The sequence below is a fragment of the Ruegeria sp. CF1 genome, from assembly GCF_056537445.1.
Window position 1 is genome coordinate 142,625 of the sequence record NZ_JBQFRN010000007.1, and the last position, 23,612, is coordinate 166,236.

Below are 23,612 nucleotides of genomic sequence, written 5' to 3' on the forward strand. Positions count from 1 at the left end.
CCGCCTTTCCGGACGGGGGCTGGGTGCAGCGTGCTGACGTCACTTTTTCTTTCCAAAACCGCTCAACCCCGGGGGCAGGCCAATGCCGCCACCCATTCCGGGCAGACCGCCGGGCATCTTGCCGCCCATCGCTTTGGCGGCTTGTTCCAGCGCCTTGGGGTCCATGCCTGCAGCCATTTCCTCGGGGCTGGGGCCACCTTTGCCGAACATGCCTTTCATGGCCTGTTTCAGCATCTTGCCTTTGCCCATCTTGCCCATCTTTTTCATCATGTCGGACATCTGCCGGTGCATCTTGAGCAGCTTGTTGAGATCGCTGACCTCCATACCCGAACCGGCGGCGATGCGTTTCTTGCGGCTGGCTTGCAGCAGTTGCGGGTTGGCGCGTTCGCGTTTGGTCATCGACTGGATCAGCGCGATTTGCTGGCGCAGGATTTTATCGTCCAGACCGGCCTGATCCATCTGCTTGGCCATCTTGTTCATGCCCGGCATCATGCCCATCATGCCCTGCATGCCGCCCATCTGGATCATCTGCTCCAGCTGCATTTTCAGGTCGTTCATATTGAACTGACCTTTGACCATGCGCTTCATCATGCGCTCGGTCTGTTCCATCTCCATCGTTTCCTGGGCTTTTTCGACCAGAGCAACGATGTCGCCCATGCCTAGAATACGCCCCGCGATCCGGTCCGGCTCGAAGGTTTCGAGCGCGTCCATCTTCTCGCCCAGACCAACAAAGCGGATCGGCTTGCCGGTGACCGCGCGCATCGACAGCGCCGCACCGCCGCGCCCGTCACCGTCCATACGGGTCAGGACCACGCCCGAGATGCCGACCTTGGCATCAAACTCTTCGGCCACTTCAACAGCGACCTGACCGGTCAGGCCGTCGACCACCAGCAGCGTCTCACGCGGGTCGACCACGTTACGAACCTGCTCGACCTCGTCCATCAGGACTTCGTCGATATGCAGACGGCCCGCGGTGTCGAGCATGTAGACGTCATAGCCGCCCAGCGTTGCCTGTTGCTTGGCGCGCTTGGCGATATCAACCGGCGTCTGGCCGGGAACGATCGGCAGCGTATCTACACCAACCTGCGTGCCCAGGACCGCAAGCTGATCCATCGCCGCCGGGCGATAGACGTCCAGCGAGGCCATCAGGACCTTCTTGCCCTCTTTCTCTTTCAGGCGTTTCGCCAGCTTACCGGTGGTGGTTGTCTTACCGGAACCCTGCAGGCCGACCATCAGGATCGGGGCAGGCGGGTTGTCGATCTTCAGCGCGCCGGGGTCTTCTTCGCCACGCAGTGTATCAACCAACGCGTCGTGCACGATCTTTACGACCTGCTGGCCGGGCGTGATCGATTTGGTGACAGCTTGACCGGTCGCCTGTTCCTGTACTTTCTTGACGAACTCGCGCGCCACCGGCAGCGAGACGTCGGCCTCAAGCAGGGCAACGCGGACTTCGCGCAGGGCGGTTTTCACGTCTTCTTCAGACAGGGCACCCTGTTTGGTCAGCCGGTCAAAGACGCCGGAAAGGCGTTCGGATAGATTTTCAAACATGCCTTCGGCCTCCTTAGCCGGTTATCTGGTGGCGTGCCCTAGATAGGACGCGTCGGTTAAATGCACAAACGCCCCCACGGGCGAAACTCGCTGGTGGGGGGCGATCCCTGAACGACTCAAGGGACCGGAAGATCAAACGCTTCCGGATGTTGGCGGCGATTTAGGCCGATTGGCTGGCAGAGTCAACCTTGCGTGCCGGAAGCCAATCGTTGACCGCATCCACCAGCCGATGCGCGCCGCGCCCACTGGAATAAGCCTCGACAATGGGATGCCGTCCGGCGCTCATGCCCTCATCCAGTATTAGGACAGGGCGATAGAGGGTCGATGTGCCATTGTCGCTACGTGAGGTCGTGCTTTCGGTTTCCGCGTGCGAGAGGTGCGAGAGCTCATGTTCCACGGCATCATATCCAAAGACTGACTGTCTGCGGATCAGGATGCTGTTATTATTGCGATCCAGTATGACCTGCACGCGCCGGACAAAGGCGCAAAATGCACCAAAACCCATGCCTCCGCCGAGTAGTGCGAAGAAAATGCCGAACAAGATACCCTCGCCACCTTCACTGGCCAAGAAGACGCCCGCGCCGACAAATGCCAGAATGAAGAAAACCAGCGTGATGCCGATGAACCATGGCGTATTGGACAGGATCAGTTGGCTCGGAGTGTTACGCGTGACTTTCATGGCGGCACGCTAGCACCGAATGCCGCGCCTGTCGTGGCTTGAATTTACCTGTCGGTTGGGCGATGAGCGCGCCATACGAGGAGGTTCCCATGGACGCATCATCTGTCTTTCAGGATACGTTGCCGCTCAGCTCGGATGCGCTTTTGGCGCAGTTGGATGAATGGGGGCTGCCCTATCGGTTGCATACTCATATCCCGCTGCGCACGGTTGAGGATGCAAAGGGGGTGGAAGGCCAGTTCATGGTGCCGGGTGAAAACACATTGCGGCTTAAGAACCTGTATCTGCGCGACAAGAAAAAGCGGAATTATCTAATGACGCTGGAACAGAGCCGCGAGATCGACCTCAAGGCGCTGGGCGCGGAGTTGGGGGTTGGCAACCTGTCCTTCGGCTCGGCGGATCGGCTGTTCCAGAACCTCGGCATCCGCCCTGGCGCGGTCAGTCCGCTGGCGATGATCAACGGCGTTGAGAACAACGTTAAGTTCTTCATGGACGCCGCCGCGCAACAGGCCGATGTCATCAACATGCACCCTTTGGTCAACGACCGAACCGTCGTTTTGTCGCGCGAAGACCTGATGGTGTTCTTTGATAAGATCGGGTGCGAGATAAACTGGCTGCCGTGATCACCCTTCAAGCGCTTCGTTCAAAGCGGCAGCGACATGGGCGGCGGAGGGGTTGACGAACAGGTGACCGTCCGCCTCGAACACCGGATCGTCCAGATGATCGGGGAAGGCCAGAGGCAACTCGGTACAGGCCAGCAAGATCGCGGTTCCGGGTGTGGCGTGTTTGTTGCAGAAGGCCAGCAGGCGCGCATGTGCGGTGTCGGATGCGCCGCCGTAGAAATCACTGTCGATCATCGCCTGCATCTCGGCGATCTCGGGCTCGGGCAGGCGTGTGTTTGCCGTGATACCCTCGGCGGCCAGCCGGTCGGCATAGTTTGTGGCCCGCATGGTGACTGCGGTTCCAAGGACCAAAGCATTGGTGGCGCCGGTCGAGGCGGTCGCGTCGGCGGTTGCGTCAAAAATGCTGAGAATAGGCATGGAGACGCCTTCGCGGATCGCGTGAAGCCGCGCGTGTGGCGTATTGGAGGCGATGATGCCGAAATCGCAGCCTGCGTGTTCCAAAGTCAGCAGTGCTTCGCGGAACACCGCGTCGAAAGCGGCCCAGCTGTCTTCGTCACCGGCCACGCCGCGCAAGGCGCGGGTTTTGGCTTGGGTGACGGATTCGATGGTCATGGGTGGGATGGGCAGCGGCGATCCGTGGCCGCGTTCAGCAAAATACCGACCCGCGCCTTCAGCGATCGCCCGGTAGTAGTCGACAGTTGAGGCCCAGCCAACACCACCCAATATTCCAATCTTTTTCATGTGAACCGTCCAGTCTGCCGATTTGCCTCGGCGCAGACTGGACGGTTCAAGGGGGTCAGGTCAATCAGGCTGCCAGTTTGGTGACAGCTTTCTGCGCATTGGACAGGGTTGTTTCGGGGTCCAGTGCCATGCGATCTGCGGCGATGACCTCGACATCATGGATGCCGATGAAGCTCAGAACATGGCGCGCATAGGTGGTGGCAAAGTCGATTTCGGAGCCCACCGCCGTACCGCCCGATGCAACAGCAAGGATGGCGCGTTTGCCTTCCAGCAGACCTTTCGGTCCTTCTTCGGAATAGGAGAATGTCAGACCGGCACGGGCGACCAGATCAATCCAGGCCTTGAACGCGGCGGGAACTGAGAAGTTGTAGATCGGCAGGCCGATGACGATCGTGTCGGCCTTTTGCAACTCGGACACCAATTCGTCCGACAGGGCCAGCAGGTCTTTCTGTACCGCGTCACGCTGTTCGGCGGGGGTGAAATTGGCGCCGATCCAGTCTTCGGTCAGCAGGGGCAGGGGGGTGGCCAGATCGCGGCGGATGATGCGGCTGGCGTTCAGGTGGCGAACCACGCGGTCGGACAGATCGCGGGTGGCAGATCCAGTGCGGCGGGCCGAGGCGTCGATATGCAGGATGGTTTTGGTCATTTCGGGGCGTCCTTTGTTGCGGAATTAGCTTCTGTTGCCCCAATATGGCTGTTGCGTGCATGAACAAAACTCGGATATATCAACAAGCATTGTTAGAATTTGCACATTGGATCAGATGCAATGGACAATTGGGATGAAGTGAGAACCGCCTATCAGGTGGCGCGCATGGGAACGGTCAGCGGCGCGGCGGATGTGCTGGGTGTGCACCACGCCACCGTGATCCGCCATATCGATGCGATCGAGGCACGGTTGGGCGTCAAACTATTCCAGCGTCACGCGCGTGGGTACACACCAACCGAAGCGGGTGAGGACCTGTTGCGGGTCGCGCAGGCAACCGAAGATCAGTTCAACCAGTTGGTCGGTCGCATGAAGGGGCGCGGAGACGATGTCTCGGGCGAGATCGTGGTCACCTCACTGGCCTCACTGGCCCCGCTCATCGTACCGACGCTGACCGAGTTCCAGCAGACCCACCCGGGATTGATCGTGCGCTATCTGACCGGCGACCGCCTGTTCCGGTTGGAATATGGCGAGGCGCATGTGGCGATCCGCGCCGGGGCCGCGCCGGATCAACCGGACAATGTGGTGCAGCCGTTCATTCCACAAGAGGTCGGACTATTCGCTAGCAAGGCCTATCTCGCGCGCCACGGCAAACCTGCAAACGTTGCAGATTTCGCCAATCACTACTTCGTGGGCAATGATGATGAAAACAGCCGCGCGCCGTTTTCCCGCTGGCTGCGTGCCAACGCGCCGGAGCAGGCGATCACTTTCCGCTGCACCAATAATTTCTGTATGCGAGAGGCTGTTCTGGCCGGTGCAGGCATCGGCTTTATGGCCCGTTGGGAGGCCGCGCGCGATCCCGATCTGGTCGAGGTGATGGCACCGTTGCCCGAGTGGTCTGGCAAGCTGTGGTTGGTGACTCATGTGGATCTGCACCGGACCACTAAGGTGCAGGCCTTCCTATCCTTCCTGAAAGATCAATCCAAGGGCTGGCTGCCGTGACACCGCAGGCGCGCGGCCATCTGGCCATGCTAACATTCTCGGCTTTGGTGGCGGGCAGTTTCTCGCTTGGCTCAATGGCGGCAAATGAGATCGCACCGTCGGCGATCACGGCAGCGCGCTTTGCGATTGCGGCGGTTGTGATCGGCATCGCTGCGATTGCCACAACGGGCATTCCGCGCAGCGCGGCTCGGGCACCATGGCGCTATCTGGTGCTTGGCGGATTGTTCGGAGCCTACTTTGTCCTGATGTTCTACGGATTGAAAACCGCTCCCCCGGTCAGCGCGGCGGCGGTCTTTACGCTGACCCCGGTCATGTCGGCGCTGGCCGGGTGGGTGCTGCTGCGCCAGATCACCACCCCACGCATGGCGCTGGCCCTGACGGTCGGTGCGGTCGGTGCGCTGTGGGTGATCTTCAGAGCGGATTGGCAAGCCTTTCAGGTCTTCGAGATCGGAGGCGGCGAGATCATCTATTTCTGGGGTTGCGCCGCGCACGCCGTCTATACGCCGATGATACGGCGATTGAACCGGGGCGAGCCTGCGGTGGTGTTCACCTTCGGTACGTTGGTTGCGGGGTGTTTGATCCTGACGGTCTGGGGCTGGTCCGATATCCGTGCAGTAGATTGGGGCAACCTTCCCGGGATTGTCTGGGTGACGCTGCTTTATATCTCGTTGTTTGCGACCGCCGCCAGTTTTGTACTGGTTCAGTTTGCAGCCCTGCGTTTGCCCGCGGCAAAGGTCATGGCCTACACTTACCTGACGCCCAGCTGGGTGATCCTGTGGGAAATCGCCCTGGGACGTCCTGCGCCGACGGCATTGGTGTTGGTTGGTGCCGGGCTCACCGCTGTTGCGCTGTTGTTGCTGCTGAAAGGAGAAGACGCGCCTGCAAACACTCCGGTGCGCTCGAATTGAAGCTTGTGATTTCTACCTGATGTGGCAGCCTGCCTGTCACCACCAAGGAGCTGGGCCATGAAAACAATGTCACTTATTCCCGCATTGCTGGCGCTGTCCGCCTGTGCCCCCGGTAGCGCGAAAGACGCTGCAGAGGCGGACCTGCAAGCCAGCTGCGAAGCTCTGGTGGGCGCCGAAACCGGCACAGGGCCTGATGGTGTCAAAGCGATGTCTACCCAGTCCAGCCCGACAGGCTCGGTCACCAGCGTATTCGTGGCAGGGGCCGAGGCTCCGTGGCTCTGTCGTGCCGACCCAACGGGGGTTGTGACCGGGGTGGAATATAGCCGCGAGGGCTGAGCCTGCCGTTTGGATCGTCCCGACGGGGCAGACTGGCGAACTGCCCGGTTCGACATATCTCAGGATCAGGAGGACGCCAATATGTTCAAACACATCATGGTCCCGGTCGACCTGCACTTGCCGCCCGAGGTCAAGAAAGCCACCGAGGTTGCGGCGCAATTGGCCAAATGGCAGGGCGCAAAAGTGACCATCGTCAGCGTCACCGGCCCGCAGCCTGGGGATAGCCACCTGACAACAGACGCGATCAAACAAGAATTGCTGACCTGCGCCAATGAAATCGCGATGCAAAGCGGGGCGCAGGTGGACACACGCAACATTCATTCGGTTGATGTCGCGGTCGAGATCGACAAGGACCTGACCCACGCAGCAGAGGAAATGGGGGCCGATCTGATTGTTGTGGGAACCCACGCACCCCGGATCACAGACTATATCCTGTCCAGCCACGCGGGATATCTGGCCAAACACGCCAGCATGTCGGTCTTAGTTGTGCGTTAGGCCTCATCCGGGGGCAGTTCAACTTCAAGAAACCGCTCGAACGCATCCAGATTGACCGGTTCGAACTGTCCGAACCCCTGCATCCAAACCGAGGCCGCTCGAAGCGCGTCGGGTTCTAGTTTGCACCACTTCACCCGTCCGCGTTTTTCCTGAGAAATCAGACCTGCTTTGGTCAGGATCACCAGATGCTTTGAAATCGCGGCCAGCGACATTTCGAACGGTTCGGCCACGTCGGTGACGGCCATGTCATCTTCCAGCAGCATCGCTAAGATGGCGCGGCGGGTGGGATCGGCGAGGGCTGCGAAGACAGTGTCGAGGTCGTTGGACATGGTTCCGCTGAACCATAGCCTGTGAGTTTGGTCAACCATTTGGTTGAATATGCGGATTCAGGCTTATCCGCCCGGTCAGCGTATTATACGCCATCGGCAGGTTTCGCGTGGTCTGTAATTTTATTATAAAAATCATATACTTAGCGACGTTCATGCTGCGGCTTCATTGCCGTTGACTCTGCGCCCTCAGCCCCTTAGCACCCTACCCAAGACTGTGCGAGGGAAACGCCCGTGACCGAAGATGACCAAAAGCAGCGTATGGCGCAGCTGGAGGCCAAGATCGAAGCGGCGAAAAAGGCCAAAGCGCCGAAACCTCGTGCGGATGCTGACGTATCCGGAGGCGAGCTTGCCTGGAGGATGGTCATCGAAATGGTTTCCGGTCTGGGGATCGGATTTGGCATCGGATACGGGCTGGACAGCCTGCTCGGGACGATCCCGATCTTTCTGGTGCTGTTCACATTGCTGGGCCTTGTCGCGGGCGTGAAGGTTATGCTCCGCAGCGCGAAAGAGGTTCAAGAGAAACAAGCGGCCGCAAGCGCGACCGAGAAGGACGAGAGGGACTGAACGTGGCAACCGAGACCACCGCAGAAAAAGGCAGCAGCCTGGCTTTCCATCCAATGGACCAGTTTATCGTCAAGCCGTTGTTCGGCGACGGTGCGATTGCCTGGTACACGCCCACCAACGTGACCCTGTGGCTGTTCCTGGCGATTGCGGCGATCTTTGCCCTGCTGGTTCTCAGCACGTCCAAGCGCGCCATTGTTCCGACGCGGATGCAGTCGGTGGCCGAGCTGGCTTATGGTTTCATCTACAAGATGCTGGAAGACATCTGCGGCAAGGAAGGCGTAAAGTACTTCCCCTATGTCATGACCCTGTTCATGTTCATCGTCTGCGCGAACTTCCTGGGCATGTTGCCCATGTCCTTCACCACCACATCGCATTTCGCCGTGACCATCCCGCTGGCGCTGGCCGTGTTCCTGACCGTGACCGTTTTGGGTTTCGTCAAGAACGGCGCTGCGTTCCTGGGCTTGTTCTGGGTCTCCAGCGCGCCGCTGGCGCTGCGTCCTGTTCTGGCGATTATCGAGCTGATCTCGTACTTCGTACGCCCGGTCAGCCACTCCATTCGTCTTGCCGGTAACGTCATGGCAGGCCACGCGGTTATCAAGGTATTCGCAGGCTTTGCCGCGATTGCCGTGATCTCGCCCGTGTCGGTTCTGGCGATCACCGCAATGTATGGCCTTGAGGTCCTCGTGTCCTTCATCCAGGCCTACGTCTTCACCATTCTGACCTGTGTGTATCTGAAAGATGCGCTGCATCCGTCGCACTAAGGTCCGAACCCCCAACATCGAAACTTCCAAATCGTAAGGAGAATTCTCATGGAAGGCGATCTCGCACACATCGGCGCAGGCCTGGCAGCAATCGGTTCCGGCGCAGCCGCAATCGGGGTGGGCAACGTTGCAGGCAACTTCCTGGCCGGCGCCCTGCGCAACCCTTCGGCGGCTGCTTCGCAGACCGCAACCCTGTTCATCGGTATCGCGTTCGCAGAAGCGCTGGGCATCTTCGCATTCCTGGTCTCGCTGCTGCTGATGTTCGCCGTATAATCTGCGGAACCTGATCCTTACGCGCAGATGGGCCCAAGCCATAGCGGCCCATCTGTTGTAAAGACAACGTTCCGACGGAGGACATCATGGCGACTGAACCCATTGCTGAAGAAGTAGTAGGCACATGCGTTGATTCCAGCGGCTACGCCGTCGGGATGCCGCAGCTCTGCTTCGATTGGTTCCCCAACCAGATTTTCTGGCTGGTCATCACGCTGGTCGTCATCTTTCTGGTCCTGTCCCGCGTGGCTCTGCCCCGCATCGCGGCAATCCTGGCTGAACGCCAGGGGACCATTACAAATGACCTGGCTGCGGCCGAAGATCTGAAGGCCAAAGCGGTCGAGGCCGAAGAGGCCTATAACAAAGCGCTGGCCGATGCCCGTTCTGAGGCTCAGCGTATCGCAGCGGAAGCCCGCGCCGAAATCCAGGCCGGTCTGGATGACGCGATTGCCAAGGCGGATGCGGAAATCGCTGCAAAGGCGGCTGAATCGGAAAAGGCAATTGCCGAAATCCGTGCAGGTGCGCTGGAAAGCATTCAAGTGGTTGCCAAGGATACGGCGGCTGAACTGGTCACAGCACTGGGCGGCGAGGCGGATGCCAAAGCCATCAACAGTGCAGTAGATGCGCAGACGAAAGGATAAGTGACATGCGGAACACTCTTGCCCTTATCCTGACCGTTGGTGCCGCCAGCCCCGCGCTGGCCGCAAGCGGCCCGTTCTTCTCGCTTGCCAACACTGACTTTGTCGTCACTCTGGGCTTCATCGTCTTTATCGCGGTCCTGTTCTACTTCAAGGTCCCCGGTATGATCGGTGGTGCGCTGGACAATCGCGCCGAAGGTATTCAAGCCGAGCTGGACGAAGCCCGCGCCCTGCATGAAGAAGCACGCAGTCTGCTGGCCTCGTACGAGCGCAAGCAGCGCGAAGTTCAGGGTCAGGCCGAAGCTATCGTTGCCGCGGCCAAGGAAGACGCGGTTCTGGCGGCTGAACAAGCTAAGGTGGATCTGGAAAAATCCATCGCGCGCCGTCTCGCGGCAGCGCAGGATCAGATCGCATCGGCTGAGGCATCTGCCGTCAAGGAAGTCCGCGATCAGGCCATCACCGTAGCGGTTTCGGCAGCCAACGCCGTGCTGGCCAAACAGATGACCGCAACGCAGGCGAACAAGCTGATCGATGCATCCATCGCGGATGTGGGTGAAAAGCTACACTGATCGCCTGGATCATATGATTTGAAAAACCCGAGGGCCTCAGGCTCTCGGGTTTTTTCTTTTTGTGGCTCCCAGTTTGAAGGATCAGACCTCTCCAGTCTCATGCTTCAAACGCTGTTGCGCGATCTCTTCATTGCGCAGGGCCTTCTGCTGATCGGCCATGCAGCTTTTGACAAAGTTCAGATGATCTTCGACCGCCTTCCGTGCCCCTCTCGGGTCGCGGTCCTGCAGGGCTGTGTTGATGGCGCGGTGCTGGTCCAGAATTGCGTCGCGGGTGGTGCGTTGCTGGAACATGATCTGTCGGTTGTAGAATACGCCCTGCCGCAGCAGATCGAACATCGACCGCATCATATGCAGCATCACCACGTTATGACTGGCCTCGATGATCGCCATATGGAACTGGGCGTCCAGATGCGCCTCTTCTTCGGCTGCATTGCAGGCGTGGGCGTCTTCCATCTTGTCCAGTATGGTCTGCACCACCTTCAGATCGCTGCCCGAGCCCATGCGGGCGGCACGCTCAGCCGCTAGACCCTCCATGTCACGCCGGAATGAGAGATAGTCGAACACTGCCTCGTCGTGATTGCCGAACAACCGGATCAAAGCTGGCGCGAAGGCCGAGCCCAGAACCTCGGCCACATAGATGCCCGATCCGGCCTTGGCAGTCAGCAATCCCTGCTCCTGGAGGTCCGAGATTGCCTCGCGCAGCGACGGGCGCGACACGCCCATCCGCTCGGCCAGCTCCCGTTCTGAGGGCAGGCGTTCTCCGGGGCGCAGAATGCCGCGCAGGATCAGCAGTTCGATCTGGCGCACAACAGCCAGTGACAGTTTTTCGGTTTGAACTTTTTGAAAAGGCATGTGGCTACCACTTGGAATTGGTCAAATCACTTGACCACGTTTGTAAGGGGCGTTCAAGTCGCTCACAGAGGTTGAAACATTAGGTCAGAATTATTGACATAAGAGGCGCGTTGCCTAATCTGCGACCCAAGGGCGGAGGAGGCCCCCTACGATGGATCAGCTCTACGCCACCCGAACCGCTCGGATGAAGGCTTCCGAAATCCGCGAATTGCTGAAACTGCTGGGCGAGCCCGGTATCATTTCCTTCGCAGGCGGTATTCCCGACCCCGCTTTGTTTCCAGCAGAGGCTTTCGCCGAAGCGTTTCAAAATGCGCTTGGCCCAGATCAACAGGCGCAGGCGCTGCAATATTCGGTCAGCGAGGGCTATGCCCCGCTGCGTGAATGGCTGGCCGACCATATGCGTGGGATCGGCGTTACGTGCGGAATCGACAACATCCTGATCACCTCAGGCTCGCAGCAAGCGCTGGATTACTTGGGTAAGTTGTTCTTGTCACCGGGTGATACTGCGTTGGTTGGGTGGCCCACATATCTGGGCGCGCTCAATGCGTTTGACGCTTATGAGCCGCGCTTTGACCAGCTTAGCATCAATGGCAATCGCGGGGCTGCCGAATACCAGGCCGCCGCCGGCAACAGCCCGATCAAATTCGCTTATCTCTCCGCCGATTTTGCAAATCCGACTGGTGAGACGGTCGATCTGCGGGGCAGGGAGGCGCTGCTCGATCTGGCAGATGAATTGGATTGCGCTGTGATCGAGGACGGAGCCTATCAGGCGCTGCGCTATGACGGCGATCCGATCCCTCCGATCCTCGCGTTGGAACAGGCGCGCAAGGGATCGATCGAGAACTGCCGGACGATCTATTGCGGCAGCTTTTCGAAAACTCTTTCACCGGGGTTGCGGCTGGGTTGGGTGGTTGCAGCAAAACCGGTGATCTCTCAACTGGTGCTGCTGAAACAGGCGGCTGATCTGCATTCTTCTACGATCAACCAGATGGCGGTGTATCAGGTGGCACGGGATCACTTTGACACTCATGTCCCCATGCTGCGCCAGACCTATGCCGCGCGCCGCGATGCGATGCTTGAGGCGCTCAACGAGCACATGCCCAATGGCGTCGACTGGACCCGACCCGAGGGCGGCATGTTCATTTGGGTCACTCTGCCCAAGGGAATGAACGGCGCCGACCTGCTGGCGAGGGCGCTGGAAACGGTCAAGCTGGCCTTTGTCCCCGGTCAAGCTTTCTATCCCGACGACACCGGGTCCAATACCATTCGACTGAGTTTTTCCAACTCGGATGAGAACACGATCCGCGAGGGTATACGCCGGTTAGGAGAAGTGTTGCGCGCCTGAACCGGGGAAAGGTTTCATTAACCATATTGTCGCTAATAAAGCAGCATGATCCGCGTGCTCGCTTTCCTGTGCCTCGCCGCCTGCTCGGGTGGTACACCCTATTTTCGCGACTTGCCCGCAACGCGCGTCGCGGTGAATGGCAGTATCTTCGACGTCCGCGTGCGCAATGAACTGGCCGAGGCCGTCCGCGTGAACCCGCAATACGCGCCGCGTCTGGGTCCGATCCGTGACCGGGCCGCGCTGGCCATGGCACAGGTCTCGGGTTGCCCGCTTCTGGAGGTTCTTGGCGATGCGGCCGTCACTGTGGGCGTGCTGGGCTGCGACCAGGAACTGGGGGAAAAACTGATTTTCGGCGCACTCCTTCGCCGTCCCTATGAATGCGTTGATTACGGATATTATGAAGACTACGGATATCAGGTCTTTGAATGCTCGCCTTACTGAGATACGCGAGACTCCGCGTAGTTTTGCCAAGATGTTGTGGATAACTTGGTCCAATCTCCCATATCCTGCGCAATCACGTTGACACCTCCCCCATCCGTTGCGCAGACTTCTTACCCATAGGAATCATACCAAGAGCAGCCATTGCGCTTTAGCAAACTCAAACTGACCGGCTTCAAAAGCTTCGTGGACCCGACCGATCTGATCATCGCGGACGGGCTGACCGGAGTGGTTGGTCCGAATGGCTGCGGCAAGTCCAATCTGCTGGAAGCGTTGCGCTGGGTGATGGGTGAAAACCGTCCCAAATCCATGCGCGGTGGCGCGATGGAAGATGTGATCTTTGCGGGCGCTGCCACTCGGCCTGCGCGCAACTTTGCCGAGGTGGTCCTGACGATGGACAACTCGGAACGTTTGGCGCCATCCGGCTTCAACGACAGCGACCAGTTGGAAATTGTCCGCCGCATCACCCGCGATGTGGGCAGTGCCTACAAGACCAACGGCAAGGACGTGCGCGCCCGCGACGTTCAAATGCTGTTCGCGGACGCCTCGACCGGTGCGCATTCGCCTGCGCTGGTGGGGCAAAACCGCATTGCCGAACTGATCAACGCCAAACCCCGCGCACGACGTCGCATTCTGGAAGAGGCCGCCGGCATCTCCGGGCTTTATCAACGCCGCCACGAGGCAGAACTGAAACTGAAAGGCACCGAGGCCAACCTGACCCGCGTGGATGACGTGCTGGAACAATTGGGCGGGCAGTTGGCACAACTCGCCCGTCAGGCCCGGCAGGCGGCGCGGTATCGCGAGATCGGCGAGCTGTTGCGTCAGGCCGAAGGGATGCTGCTCTATCGCCGTTGGAAAGAGGCCGACATGGCCCGTCAGGCGGCCGAGGAAAAGCTACGCGACCGGATCACCGAAGCCTCTCGCGCCGAGGCATCCGCCCGTGAATCCGCCGCCAAACGCGCTGAGATCGAGGAAACCCTGCCGCCCTTGCGTGAGGAAGAGGCCATCGCCGCAGCCGTCCTGCAGCGCCAGCAGGTGCAGCGCGATCAGCTGTCGGATCAGGAAACCCGCGCACGCCAGACGATCGAGACTCTGACCAACCGTATCCAGCAATTGGGCAACGACATCGAACGCGAATCCGGTCTGAACCGGGACGCGGGTGAGATGATCGAACGGCTCGAATGGGAGGCCCGCGAGCTTGCAAAAGCCGCCGATGGCTATGACGAAAAGGTCGCTGAAGCTGCTGAAGTTGCGCGCGAGGCCGCGTCGGTGTTGCAGGATCGCGAAGATCACCTGTCGCAGGAAACCGAAGACATGGCCCGTCTGGTGGCTCGCCACCAATCGGCGCAACGACTGGTTGAAGACAGCCGCAAGACACTGGTTCGTTCCGAGGGCGAGGAAGAAAAGGCCCGCGCCGCTGTGGACGAGGCGCGCAATGCCCTTTCCCGTGCCAGCGAGGCGTTCGAGACCGCGCAAGAGGGTGAGGAAGAAGCCCGCGAAGCCGCTGAGGCAGCGGAAGAAGCACTGGCCGCCGCCGACGAGCTGCGCAACGATACACAGGCGCGTGAGGCCGAGGCCCGCGCCAAACGCTCCGAGGCCGAGGGTGAACTGGGCGCGATAAGGGCCGAGACCACCGCGCTGGCCAAGCTGGTCGAACGCGACACGGCTGAGGGTGGGCAAGTGCTCGACATGCTGCGGGTGGCAACGGGCTTTGAAAAGGCATTGGGGGCTGCGCTGGCGGATGACCTGCGTGCACCGTTGGTCGAGGGCGACGGACCTTCAGGTTGGGTGCAGGTAGCGGGCTATGACAGCGACCAGCCCTTGCCCGATGGGGCCGAGCCGCTGGCGTTGCATGTGTCCGGCCCCGACCGCCTAAGTCGCCGTATTGCGCAGATCGGTCTGGTCGATGCGGATCAGGGCGCGCGCCTGCAGGCGTCGTTGAAACCGGGTCAACGACTGGTGTCGCGCTCGGGTGATCTGTGGCGCTGGGACGGATTCCGCGCCTGGGCCGAGGATGCACCAAGCGCTGCCGCCCTGCGTTTGGAGCAGCTCAACAAGCTTGAGGCGCTGAAACAGGAACTGACCCGCACCGAGGCGCAGGCCGAAGGTGCCCGCGCCGCGCATGAAGCGCTGTCACAGCAACTGGCCAATGTAACCGAGGCTGACCGCCGCGCCCGCGAGGCCCGCCGTGCCGCGGATCAGCGCATGGCGGAAACCGCGCGGATGCTCAGCCGGGCTGAGGCGGATCGAAATCTGGCGCAGGGCAAGCTGGAAACACTGACCCTCGCGGTCGACCGTCATAAGGAAGACGCCATGTCCGCCCGCGCACAACTGCGTGAGGCTGAAGGCGCGTTGACTGGCCTGGGCGATCTCGACAGCGCCCGCGCGCAGGTCGAGGACATCAAGCAGACGGTCGAGGCGGCGCGGATCACCATGCTGACCCACCGCTCGACGCATGATGAATTGCGCCGCGAGGGCGAGGCGCGCACCCGGCGCACGCAGGAGGTGACTAAGGACCTCAGCGGTTGGCGGCATCGTCTGGAAACGGCGGAAAAGCGGATATCGGAACTGGCCGAACGCAAGGAAAGCTCGGAAGAAGAACTGACCGAGGCGATGGCGGCCCCCAGCGAAATCGCCGAGGCACGGGAAGAACTGAACGAGCTGATCGAAACCGCTGAGGCTCGGCGCGCCGAAGCCGCCGACAAGTTGGCCGAGGCCGAGACCCAGCAGCGCGAGGTGGTTCTTGCCGAGCGCGAAGCCGAACGTCTGGCCTCGGAGGCGCGCGAAAGCCGCGCGGCGGCTGAGGCGCGTTGCGACGCCGCCAAGGAAAGCGTAGTCGCCGCAGCAGAACGCATTGCCGAGGATCAGCAACTGACGCCGAACCAGCTGCTGAACCAACTGGACGTGAACCCTGACCAGATGCCCGCCGCCGACGCACTTGAAGCCGAAGTGAACCGCCACAAGCGTCAGCGCGACGCCATGGGCGCAGTGAACCTACGGGCTGAAGAGGACAGCAAAGAAGTTCAGGAAGAATTCGACACGCTGAACGGCGAAAAGGCCGATCTGGAAGAGGCGATCAAGGCCCTGCGCAGCGGCATCGCCAGCCTCAACCGCGAGGGTCGCGAACGCCTGCTGACCGCGTTCGAACAGGTGAATTCCAACTTCGCCATGCTGTTCAAGCACCTGTTTGGTGGCGGTGAGGCCAATCTGGTCATGGTCGAAAGCGACGATCCGCTGGATGCGGGCCTTGAGATCATGTGCCAGCCGCCGGGCAAAAAGCTCTCGACTCTCAGCCTGCTTTCGGGCGGCGAACAGACCCTGACCGCCACCGCTCTGATCTTTGGCGTCTTCCTCGCCAACCCGGCCCCAATCTGTGTGCTGGACGAGGTCGACGCCCCGCTGGACGATGCCAACGTCACCCGCTTCTGCGACTTGCTGGACGAGATGTGCCGCCAGACCGATACGCGTTTCCTGATCATCACCCACCACGCGGTGACCATGGCGCGGATGGACCGTCTGTTTGGCGTGACGATGCAGGAACAGGGCGTCAGCCAGCTGGTCTCGGTCGACCTGAAAAAGGCCGAGCAGATGGTCGCCTGAGCGATCACCGCAACGTTATGACCCATTCCCGGCTTGCCGGGTTAGGGTAGCGTATGACCCGATCACTGATCTTTTTTCTGCTATGCGCCACCCCACTTGCGGCCGCCGAATGGGCCACTAAACCCGGAGACCAGCCGCTTTCTCCGCAAGAGCTTGAGGCTTTGGCGGGCCAGACTCTGACATTCTATGATGACGGTCAGTCCAAATACTCGGCCGGAGGGGCCTATTCCTATACCTATGCCAGCGGAGAATCCGCCTTTGGCACCTATTCCATCGCCGGGGACGGCAGTGTTTGCATCGCGTATCGCAATGGGTTCAGTCGATGCGACCTATATGTCCGCAGTGGTGAGCGGTTGATCCTGATCGACGAGAAAGGCGATCGCTATCCGGTCAGAGCGAGTAATTGATCTGTTATTCCCGATCTATTGGTAAATTTGATAGAGGCTTTGAGTAAAAACGGAAGAAAACGGGATAATCATCGTCAAATCAAGTTGTAGAATGCCCTGGATCGAAAAACTGATGGGGATGCCAAATGTGCCGTTTTTTGGCTTGGGTTGGGGAGCAGCGATATCTGGATGAATTGATTCAGGAGCAAGAGCAATCGCTTGTCATTCAAAGCCGCAACGCGTTGATTGGGAAGACACCAATCAATGCCGATGGGTTTGGACTGGCCTGGTATTCTGATCGCGAAACGCCCTGTTTCTACAAGGACACTCATCCCGCGTGGTCCGATGCAAATCTCAAACAACTGGCTCATCACACACGATCACGACTGTTTTTGGCCCATGTAAGAGCGTCGACAGGCACTGCGACCTCGCGCAACAACTGTCACCCATTTGGATTTGGCAAATGGAGCTTCATGCACAATGGCCAGGCTGGAGGGCATGACCAAATCCGGCAGCAGCTCGATGCTATGATCCCGGCACATTTATACGGGCACCGAATGGGTGCGACAGAAAGTGAAGCGATCTTTTTGATTGCTCATGGCGAAGGTCTGGATTCAAATCCGATCGACGCAATGGCACGGGCCGTGGGGCGGGTGGAAGCGCTGTCCCGACAATGCGGATCGTCGCCTTATATGCGGTTCGCTGCGTGCTGGTCAGATGGCAGCCGTGTATTTGCGGCGCGCTATGCGTCTGATCGTTATGCACCCAGTTTGCATTACCGGGCCTCTGAAGACGGGATAGTGATATCTTCCGAGCCGCTTGATGCAGACAGTGACGGCTGGGTTGAAATACAGCCCAATACCGCCATCGTCACAGAAGGCTCGCTGGTATCTATCCATGCGTTTGATCCGTCAGTGAAACGTGAACCTGCAAAGGTTGCCTAGGCGCTGACCCTTATAGCTGCTTCAGCAGCTGTGTCGTTGGCCACGCATCCGCTGGCAAACCCAGACGCAATTGTTCAGCCTGCACAGCCGCACGCGTTCCGGCCCCAAGGATGCCGTCGATCTTGCCCACGTCGTGCCCGCGCGCCTGCAGTTTGCTCTGCAACTGTTTCATTTGCGCGCCCGTCAGCCCCGGCGCTGGATTACCTGCATCGTAAATCTGCGCGCCTTCCAACCGTGTGCCGAAATAGGCGGCGGTCAGGACGTAAACGAAGCTCTGGTTCCATTCGAAATAGACATCGAAATTCGGGTAAGCCAGAAAGGCGGGTCCTTTATGCCCTTGTGGCAGGATCAGCGAGGCAGGCAGATTTGCCAACGACCCACTGCGCGCCTGCACGCCCATCGCCTGCCATTCGGACACCGAGCGGGGCTTGCCGGGGCCAGAGAGAGACCAGTCCATCTGCGCGGGGACGGTGACCTCTTGCAACCATGGCTGACCCGGTTGCCAACCCAGATGCGACAGCATCTTGGCCCCGGACATCAGTGCATCCGGCGCCGATGTTTTTAGCGAAATCTTGCCGTCTCCGTCCCCATCCACGCCGTTTTCCAGAATGTCGCGGGGCAGCATCTGGACCATGCCGATTTCACCGGCCCAGGCTCCGGTGGTGCGGGCGGGGTCAAAATTGCCCTGGCTGTACAGCTCGATCGCGGCGAAAATCTGCGGGCGGAACAACTCGGGGCGGCGGCAGTCGTGGGCCAGCGTCACCAGCGCGTTGCGGGTGTTGAAATCGCCCTGAAAGGACCCGTAGTCGGTCTCGAACGCCCAAAATGCCAGTAGCACACCGCGCGAAATGCCGTATTCCTGCTCAATCCGGTCAAACACCGCGTCGTATTTGCCCGACATGGCCTTGCCCCGGTCGATCCGGTTCTGTGAAATCAGGCGCCGCGAGAAGTCGATGAATGGTTTCTGGAATACGCCCTGCGCGCGGTCGGCTTTCAGAACGGCTCCGTCCTGCTGCACGCCCTTGAAAAAGCTGTTGACGGTGGATTTGTCGTAACCCTGCTGAATGGCTTCGGCTTTCAGCCCTTTGACGAAGGTATTGAACCCACCGCCGCATTGGGCGAGTGCAGGCGAGGCGAAGAGGGCGGCGGCAATAAGGCCGGAAAGGAAACGCATAAGGCTGATCCGTCAGAATATGAAGTTGAACCCAACCCACACCGACACGAGCCCAAGCGCAAGCCCCCATACCTGCCAGAGCATGTCTGATGCGCGAAAAACCTCCGCCGCGTCGATTTCTTGCCGGGCATTCCCGTTCACCCAGGCGAGATCCCGCATCTGGCCATCATAGCTGCGCGGTCCGGCCAGCGCGATATCAAGCGCACGTGCCATCGCGGCCTCGGGCCAGCCTGCGTTGGGTGAGATATGGCGGCGTGCATCCTCAACCATCTCTCCCCAGCGCGACCATTGGCTGGACAGCGCGACGATCATTACGAAGGTCAGGCGCGCCGGGACAAGGTTCAGCACATCATCCAGCCGCGCCGCTGCCCAGCCGAAGGCGCGGTATTTGTCGTTGCGATAACCGATCATACTGTCGGCGGTGTTGACGACCTTGTAAACCAGAAGCCCCGGCAGACCTGCGACCAGAAACCAGAAGGCTGGGGCAATCACCCCGTCGCTCAAGTTTTCGGCGGCGCTTTCGATGGCCGAGCGCGCCACCTGCGCCTCGGTCATATCTCGCGTATCGCGCGAGACAATCATGGCGACCTGCGCGCGCCCTTCGGCAAGCGAGGTCAACAGGCCTTCGCCAACTGCGCGAACATGGGTGATCAGGGATTTCTGGGCCAGAAGGATGGCGCAGACCACGATCTCGACGATCGGACCAAGCAGCTCCAGCAACCGGCCAAGGATGAGTGCCACCGCAACCAGGATGAGTACCGTCGCAACCCCTTTGAGGCGGCGATACGCCCCATGGTTCAGCCGGTTGTCCAGCCAGCCAATCGCGTTGCCCATCAGTACGGCAGGGTGGCGAATACGTGACCACAGCCAATCCGGCTCACCCAATGCTGCGTCCAGACACATGGCGCAGACCAATAGGAACGCGGTGCTCACAGCGCTGCTTCCAACCGGGCCCAACCATCTGCTGGCGGTAATCCAAGGCGCAGGTAGGTCCGGGAATAGGGGAAAATACGGCTCCAGATATGCGCCCGCGCCAATCGGTCTTGCCAGTCGGTCGCGTCATCAACGTCGTAGAGGCGGAACAGGCTGGTGCCGCCAATCAGCCGCGCACCTTTGGACGTTAAAAGCTGATCCAACCGTGTTGCTTCATTTGCCAGACGCATGCGTGTTTGATCAGCCCATTTTACATCGTGCAACGCTTGCGCGCCGATCCGCAGCGCCGGGCCGGATACGGCCCATGGTCCCGTCAGGTCATTCAACCGCGCAATAAGATCGGGATGGCCGATTGCAAAACCCAGTCGCAACCCGGCCAACCCCCAAAATTTGCCAAAGCTCTTCAGCACCACGATGCCGGGCCGCTGGGCCAGATGAATCAGCGAGGCTTCGGGCGTTACGTCGCAGAAGCTTTCATCGATCACCGTCAGCGACGCGTCGACATCCGCGTCCTGCCAGATGCGCCCATCGGGATTGTTGGGGTGTACGATGACACGTGCCTGAGCCGGGCCGCTCTCGTGCACCTTCCAACCCTGAGCGGTGAATGCAGCGGCATGTTCGTTATAGGTGGGCATCGTGATCTGCACGCGGCCGGCTTTGGTCAGCGCGGGCACGCGGGCAATCACCGCAGAGGCACCAGGCGATGGCAGAATCTCGGCCCCATCAGGCACGTTCCAAAACACCCGCGCCGCGTCCGAGAGGCGTTCGAACGCGCCATGATCCGGCAGTTCCATCCAGTCCGGAGGCTGCAGGCCCGAGACCTCATAAGCATGCGGATTGATCCCCGTGGACAGATCGATCCAGTCTGCGCGCGTGCCCCCAAACCGCGTCATCGCGCCATCCAGCCCTCCGCCATGATCGCGCGCAGCCCGAGGGTTCAATCTGTCATCCTGTCCAACCATCTGCCCCAGCCGGAATCGCCTATTTCTCATGCTTCAAGCGGATTTTTGCCGTTCTTACAAGCGAATCCGCCCGATCACGGCGCTGTGCGGGCCTTGTTAACACTTTGTTAAGGAAATCGCGTGATCACGGACAACAGGGGTCGGCACCACTCACCCATATCACGTGCCGAGGTTGTTGCAAATGAAAGTACTGATTGTTGAGAGTAACCCCGATCTAGGTCGGGTCTGGCAGCGGCATCTGCAAAGGCAGGACGCCGAAGTCACGCTGGTCGAAACGCAAGAGGCCGCGATCCTGGCACTGTATGGTACCGCATTCGATATCATCGTGCTGGATCTGGTTCTGGAAACCGGCAGCGCCTTGGCGGTTGCCGATTTCGCAAGCTATCGCAGGCCCGAGGCGCGAGTGATCTTCGTCACCAACACCACATTCTTCTCGGACGGATCAATCTTTGCCCATAGCGCCAATGCCTGCGCCTATGTCCAAAGCTCGACCCCGCCCGAGGATCTGGCGGCCATGGTCGAACACTACGCGGCGGGGCGCTGATCCCGCCCATGGGGTTCTGAATAGTCCAACGTTGGATTCACCGGAATAATTCGGTGCGGATTGATGCTGTCATGGCTGAAGTGATAGTGGCGCACGATGTGGTTCATGTTCACTGTCTGCGCCACGCCGGGCCATTGATATAGCTCCCGCGTAAAGGCCCAGAGGTTCGGGTAGTCCACCAACCGACGCTTGTTGCACTTGAAATGTAAATGATAAACCGGGTCGAACCGGATCAATGTAGTGAACAGGCGCCAGTCGGCCTCGGTCACGCGGTCACCCATAAGATAGCGGTTCCGGGCCAGACGATCCTCAAGCCAGTCCAGCGTGTCGAACAGAGGGCCAACCGCGGCGTCATAAGCTTCTTGCGAGGTGGCAAAGCCGGATTTGTAGACCCCGTTATTGACATCGGAATAGATGCGCGCGTTGACCTCTTCGATCTCGTCCCGCATTGCCTCGGGCCAGTAGTCGTCTGTGTTGCCGGTGATCCCGTTAAAAGCCGAGTTGAACATGCGGATGATTTCCGAGCTTTCGTTCGACACGATCGTTTTCTCAACTTTGTCCCACAGGATCGGAACCGTAACGCGGCCCGAATAGTGAGGGTCGGCACGGGTGTAGATTTGATGGGCAAATTCTGATCCGAACAGTTTGTCGCCGGTCGCGCCATGGTCGTCGGTCTCAAAGGTCCAACCTTTATCCAGCATATCCGGATGCACGACCGAGACCGAGATGTGGTCGCTCAGCCCTTTCAACTCACGAAAGATCAGTGTGCGGTGCGCCCAAGGGCAGGCGTGCGAGACATAAAGGTGATAGCGCCCCGATTCCGCCTCGAACCCGCCGCGCCCCGAGGGGCCGGGCGCGCCATCGGCGGTGATCCAGTTGCGAAACTGTGCGGCCGAGCGTTTGAACGCCCCGCCTGTGGATTTGGTGTCATACCAGGTGTCATGCCATTCGCCGTCGACAAGCAGGCCCATCGTTATTCCTTTCGCATTGCGATTGGGTCAAAGATAGGCCGTCTTGCGTCACGATCCTATTTCACCGGGCGCGCATCAGGCCTGCATGCGCGCACAGGTGGGGTGCGGTGTCTGGGCACCAGAACCGCAATGCCAAAACTTATGTGACGCCGTTCACTGGATTTTTACAGGAATCGCGTCAGACTAATGAGTGTTAAGGGGGGAAGTTTATTATGAGTACCTATGTTTCCAAGGAAATTCGCGCCGAATTGGATGCGGCCCGAATCGCTACCCTCAAGAAATCCAGCCGTTTGCGGGTGGAGGTTGGCGACAATAGCTTCAAAATTTTGACATTGTGGAAGGATGGTTTCACCGTCGAGGCCGAAACCACGCCGCGCCTGCGTGGGCTCGTCGATATCTATGACGGTGCCAACCACATGTATCAGTGCCTGATAATCGCAGACGAAGAAGCGGTGGGTGAAATGCGCTATGAGTTCAAGCGTAACACTGTGGCGACGGACAAGGCTCCACTGGATTTCTACCGCGCCCCGGATGCACCGATCGCATTGCTTGAAAACCGCGACTGACGCGCGCACCGATTGATCTTTGGCACCGACGCGCCACCGGCGCTCGGGCGGTAATGGGGCCTCAAGATTCTCAGGGATCAGGCCGGACGGTTTAGTCGGAGGCCGTCAGGGTCAGGTGCACAGGAGCCAAACCATCGATGCCGCCTTCAATTCGGTCTCCGGCGACCACAGGCCCGACCCCGGCGGGTGTGCCGGTCAGGATCAGATCGCCGGGGCGCAAATGGTAGAAACCCGATAGATGGGAGATCAGTTCATCGATCTTCCAGACCAGCTCAGACAATGTGGCGTCTTGTGCGACCCGCTCATTGACGCTCAGATAGATGCGCTTGTCATCAGATGGGCTCCAGTCATCGGCGCGGGTCAGCGGAGCGAAGACCGCGCCGTTTTCCACATCCTTGCCCAGATCCCAGGGGCGCTGCTTGTTGCGCTCGCGGATCTGCAGGTCGCGGCGCGTCATGTCCAGCGCACAGCCATAGCCAAAAATCGCGTTGCGGGCCTCAGTGGCTGTGGCCCGAAAAACCGGTTTGCCGATTGCAACGGCCAGTTCCATTTCGTGATGATAATCCTCGGTGCCTGCCGGATACGGCACATGCGCTCCGGTCAAAACCGCGTTGGGCGCGGATTTGGTGAAGTAAAACGGCGCCTGACGATCCACCTCATGCCCCATCTCGGCAGCGTGGGCGGCATAGTTGCGGCCGACGCAAAAAATCCGCCCGATCGGATAGGTCGCCTGTTCCCCCTGCACCGGGATGCTTGGGATGTCCGGAAGCGTAAAAAGGTGGTTGGGCATGACG

Annotated in this window: 28 protein-coding genes; 17 read left to right on the forward strand and 11 right to left on the reverse strand. The window is 59.8% G+C overall.

Annotated elements, in window-relative coordinates; translation table 11 throughout:
• Positions 1–39: 39 nt before the first annotated feature.
• Together ffh and ACRZ96_RS13890 are read right to left on the reverse strand one after the other, a co-directional pair.
• Positions 40–1,548 carry a signal recognition particle protein gene (ffh, locus tag ACRZ96_RS13885; protein WP_480707376.1) on the reverse strand — a complete coding sequence of 503 codons (1,509 nt, stop codon included), beginning with the start codon at positions 1,546–1,548 and terminating at the stop codon, positions 40–42.
• Positions 1,549–1,708: 160 nt separating this feature from the next.
• A complete protein-coding gene (locus ACRZ96_RS13890) occupies positions 1,709–2,227 on the reverse strand; it encodes a hypothetical protein (RefSeq protein ID WP_480814756.1) in 519 nt (172 codons plus the stop codon).
• Positions 2,228–2,316: 89 nt separating this feature from the next.
• Between ACRZ96_RS13890 and ACRZ96_RS13895 the strand changes: the two genes are divergently transcribed.
• A complete protein-coding gene (locus ACRZ96_RS13895; protein ID WP_480814757.1) occupies positions 2,317–2,847 on the forward strand; it encodes a prolyl-tRNA synthetase associated domain-containing protein in 531 nt (176 codons plus the stop codon).
• On the opposite strand, the gene ACRZ96_RS13900 is transcribed toward ACRZ96_RS13895, so the two are convergent.
• Both ACRZ96_RS13900 and ACRZ96_RS13905 read right to left on the reverse strand, forming a co-directional pair.
• Complete coding sequence (locus ACRZ96_RS13900) at positions 2,848–3,588, reverse strand: aspartate/glutamate racemase family protein (protein WP_170425141.1); 741 nt, start codon at positions 3,586–3,588, stop codon at positions 2,848–2,850.
• Positions 3,589–3,652: 64 nt separating this feature from the next.
• Entirely contained in the window at positions 3,653–4,234 is a 582-nt protein-coding gene (locus tag ACRZ96_RS13905) for an FMN-dependent NADH-azoreductase (RefSeq protein WP_480814758.1), read from the reverse strand.
• A 120-nt stretch (positions 4,235–4,354) separates the two neighbouring features.
• Here ACRZ96_RS13905 and ACRZ96_RS13910 point away from each other — a divergent pair, with 120 nt between their 5' ends.
• The 4 genes from ACRZ96_RS13910 (at position 4,355) to ACRZ96_RS13925 (ending at position 6,972) form a co-directional block, all read left to right on the forward strand.
• Positions 4,355–5,233: a LysR family transcriptional regulator gene (locus ACRZ96_RS13910; protein ID WP_170609772.1), complete on the forward strand. Its 879-nt coding sequence runs from the start codon at positions 4,355–4,357 to the stop codon at positions 5,231–5,233.
• Positions 5,230–6,141, forward strand: a complete 912-nt coding sequence (locus ACRZ96_RS13915) for a DMT family transporter (RefSeq protein WP_170392652.1) — start codon at positions 5,230–5,232, stop codon at positions 6,139–6,141. Before ACRZ96_RS13910 ends, ACRZ96_RS13915 begins: the two co-directional genes overlap by 4 nt.
• A 57-nt stretch (positions 6,142–6,198) precedes the next feature.
• Complete coding sequence (locus tag ACRZ96_RS13920) at positions 6,199–6,477, forward strand: hypothetical protein (RefSeq protein WP_170392651.1); 279 nt, start codon at positions 6,199–6,201, stop codon at positions 6,475–6,477.
• Positions 6,478–6,558: 81 nt separating this feature from the next.
• A complete protein-coding gene (locus tag ACRZ96_RS13925; protein WP_170402365.1) occupies positions 6,559–6,972 on the forward strand; it encodes a universal stress protein in 414 nt (137 codons plus the stop codon).
• Here ACRZ96_RS13925 and ACRZ96_RS13930 read toward each other — a convergent pair.
• Entirely contained in the window at positions 6,969–7,301 is a 333-nt protein-coding gene (locus ACRZ96_RS13930) for an ArsR/SmtB family transcription factor (protein WP_170392649.1), read from the reverse strand. The two genes, ACRZ96_RS13925 and ACRZ96_RS13930, sit on opposite strands and share 4 nt — an antisense overlap.
• Before the next feature lie 231 nt (positions 7,302–7,532).
• Here ACRZ96_RS13930 and ACRZ96_RS13935 point away from each other — a divergent pair, with 231 nt between their 5' ends.
• From ACRZ96_RS13935 to ACRZ96_RS13955, 5 genes are all read left to right on the forward strand, one after another.
• On the forward strand, positions 7,533–7,865 hold the full coding sequence (locus ACRZ96_RS13935) for an AtpZ/AtpI family protein (RefSeq protein ID WP_170392648.1): 333 nt from the start codon (positions 7,533–7,535) through the stop codon (positions 7,863–7,865).
• A gap of 2 nt (positions 7,866–7,867) precedes the next feature.
• On the forward strand, positions 7,868–8,626 hold the full coding sequence (locus tag ACRZ96_RS13940; RefSeq protein ID WP_170392647.1) for a F0F1 ATP synthase subunit A: 759 nt from the start codon (positions 7,868–7,870) through the stop codon (positions 8,624–8,626).
• A 48-nt stretch (positions 8,627–8,674) separates the two neighbouring features.
• Positions 8,675–8,899 (forward strand): F0F1 ATP synthase subunit C, encoded by a 225-nt coding sequence (locus ACRZ96_RS13945; RefSeq protein ID WP_005981269.1) that lies wholly within the window; start codon positions 8,675–8,677, stop codon positions 8,897–8,899.
• 86 nt (positions 8,900–8,985) lie between these two features.
• On the forward strand, positions 8,986–9,537 hold the full coding sequence (locus ACRZ96_RS13950; protein WP_170402362.1) for a F0F1 ATP synthase subunit B': 552 nt from the start codon (positions 8,986–8,988) through the stop codon (positions 9,535–9,537).
• A gap of 5 nt (positions 9,538–9,542) precedes the next feature.
• Positions 9,543–10,103: a F0F1 ATP synthase subunit B gene (locus ACRZ96_RS13955; protein WP_170392645.1), complete on the forward strand. Its 561-nt coding sequence runs from the start codon at positions 9,543–9,545 to the stop codon at positions 10,101–10,103.
• A gap of 81 nt (positions 10,104–10,184) precedes the next feature.
• Here ACRZ96_RS13955 and ACRZ96_RS13960 read toward each other — a convergent pair whose 3' ends face one another.
• Positions 10,185–10,955 carry a FadR/GntR family transcriptional regulator gene (locus ACRZ96_RS13960; protein ID WP_480814759.1) on the reverse strand — a complete coding sequence of 257 codons (771 nt, stop codon included), beginning with the start codon at positions 10,953–10,955 and terminating at the stop codon, positions 10,185–10,187.
• Between the two features lie 151 nt (positions 10,956–11,106).
• On the opposite strand from ACRZ96_RS13960, the gene ACRZ96_RS13965 reads away from it, so the two are divergent.
• The 5 genes from ACRZ96_RS13965 (at position 11,107) to ACRZ96_RS13985 (ending at position 17,668) form a co-directional block, all read left to right on the forward strand.
• Positions 11,107–12,300, forward strand: coding sequence for an aminotransferase-like domain-containing protein (locus ACRZ96_RS13965; RefSeq protein ID WP_480814760.1), 1,194 nt, complete (start codon positions 11,107–11,109; stop codon positions 12,298–12,300).
• A 45-nt stretch (positions 12,301–12,345) separates the two neighbouring features.
• Positions 12,346–12,741 (forward strand): hypothetical protein, encoded by a 396-nt coding sequence (locus tag ACRZ96_RS13970; protein ID WP_170425164.1) that lies wholly within the window; start codon positions 12,346–12,348, stop codon positions 12,739–12,741.
• 141 nt (positions 12,742–12,882) lie between these two features.
• Positions 12,883–16,338: an AAA family ATPase gene (locus tag ACRZ96_RS13975; RefSeq protein ID WP_170597440.1), complete on the forward strand. Its 3,456-nt coding sequence runs from the start codon at positions 12,883–12,885 to the stop codon at positions 16,336–16,338.
• Between the two features lie 53 nt (positions 16,339–16,391).
• Positions 16,392–16,745, forward strand: coding sequence for a hypothetical protein (locus ACRZ96_RS13980; protein ID WP_170625094.1), 354 nt, complete (start codon positions 16,392–16,394; stop codon positions 16,743–16,745).
• A 125-nt stretch (positions 16,746–16,870) separates the two neighbouring features.
• Positions 16,871–17,668 (forward strand): class II glutamine amidotransferase, encoded by a 798-nt coding sequence (locus tag ACRZ96_RS13985; RefSeq protein WP_170425170.1) that lies wholly within the window; start codon positions 16,871–16,873, stop codon positions 17,666–17,668.
• A 10-nt stretch (positions 17,669–17,678) separates the two neighbouring features.
• Here ACRZ96_RS13985 and ACRZ96_RS13990 read toward each other — a convergent pair whose 3' ends face one another.
• Genes ACRZ96_RS13990 through cobD form a run of 3 tightly spaced genes read right to left on the reverse strand, consistent with a single transcriptional unit; the run spans position 17,679 to position 20,737 of the window.
• On the reverse strand, positions 17,679–18,842 hold the full coding sequence (locus ACRZ96_RS13990; RefSeq protein WP_480707382.1) for a lytic murein transglycosylase: 1,164 nt from the start codon (positions 18,840–18,842) through the stop codon (positions 17,679–17,681).
• 12 nt (positions 18,843–18,854) lie between these two features.
• Positions 18,855–19,775 (reverse strand): adenosylcobinamide-phosphate synthase CbiB, encoded by a 921-nt coding sequence (cbiB, locus tag ACRZ96_RS13995; protein WP_170565089.1) that lies wholly within the window; start codon positions 19,773–19,775, stop codon positions 18,855–18,857.
• Positions 19,772–20,737, reverse strand: a complete 966-nt coding sequence (gene cobD / locus ACRZ96_RS14000) for a threonine-phosphate decarboxylase CobD (RefSeq protein ID WP_170565086.1) — start codon at positions 20,735–20,737, stop codon at positions 19,772–19,774. The genes cbiB and cobD overlap by 4 nt, the downstream gene beginning before the upstream one ends.
• Before the next feature lie 181 nt (positions 20,738–20,918).
• On the opposite strand from cobD, the gene ACRZ96_RS14005 reads away from it, so the two are divergent.
• Complete coding sequence (locus ACRZ96_RS14005) at positions 20,919–21,281, forward strand: response regulator (protein WP_170565084.1); 363 nt, start codon at positions 20,919–20,921, stop codon at positions 21,279–21,281.
• Here ACRZ96_RS14005 and ACRZ96_RS14010 read toward each other — a convergent pair.
• Positions 21,263–22,252: a glutathione S-transferase family protein gene (locus ACRZ96_RS14010; RefSeq protein WP_170597432.1), complete on the reverse strand. Its 990-nt coding sequence runs from the start codon at positions 22,250–22,252 to the stop codon at positions 21,263–21,265. The genes ACRZ96_RS14005 and ACRZ96_RS14010 overlap by 19 nt on opposite strands.
• Positions 22,253–22,464: 212 nt before the next feature.
• Here ACRZ96_RS14010 and ACRZ96_RS14015 point away from each other — a divergent pair, with 212 nt between their 5' ends.
• Positions 22,465–22,818 (forward strand): hypothetical protein, encoded by a 354-nt coding sequence (locus tag ACRZ96_RS14015; protein WP_170392635.1) that lies wholly within the window; start codon positions 22,465–22,467, stop codon positions 22,816–22,818.
• 91 nt (positions 22,819–22,909) lie between these two features.
• Here ACRZ96_RS14015 and ACRZ96_RS14020 read toward each other — a convergent pair whose 3' ends face one another.
• A complete protein-coding gene (locus ACRZ96_RS14020; protein WP_480814761.1) occupies positions 22,910–23,608 on the reverse strand; it encodes a fumarylacetoacetate hydrolase family protein in 699 nt (232 codons plus the stop codon).
• Positions 23,609–23,612: the final 4 nt, after the last annotated feature.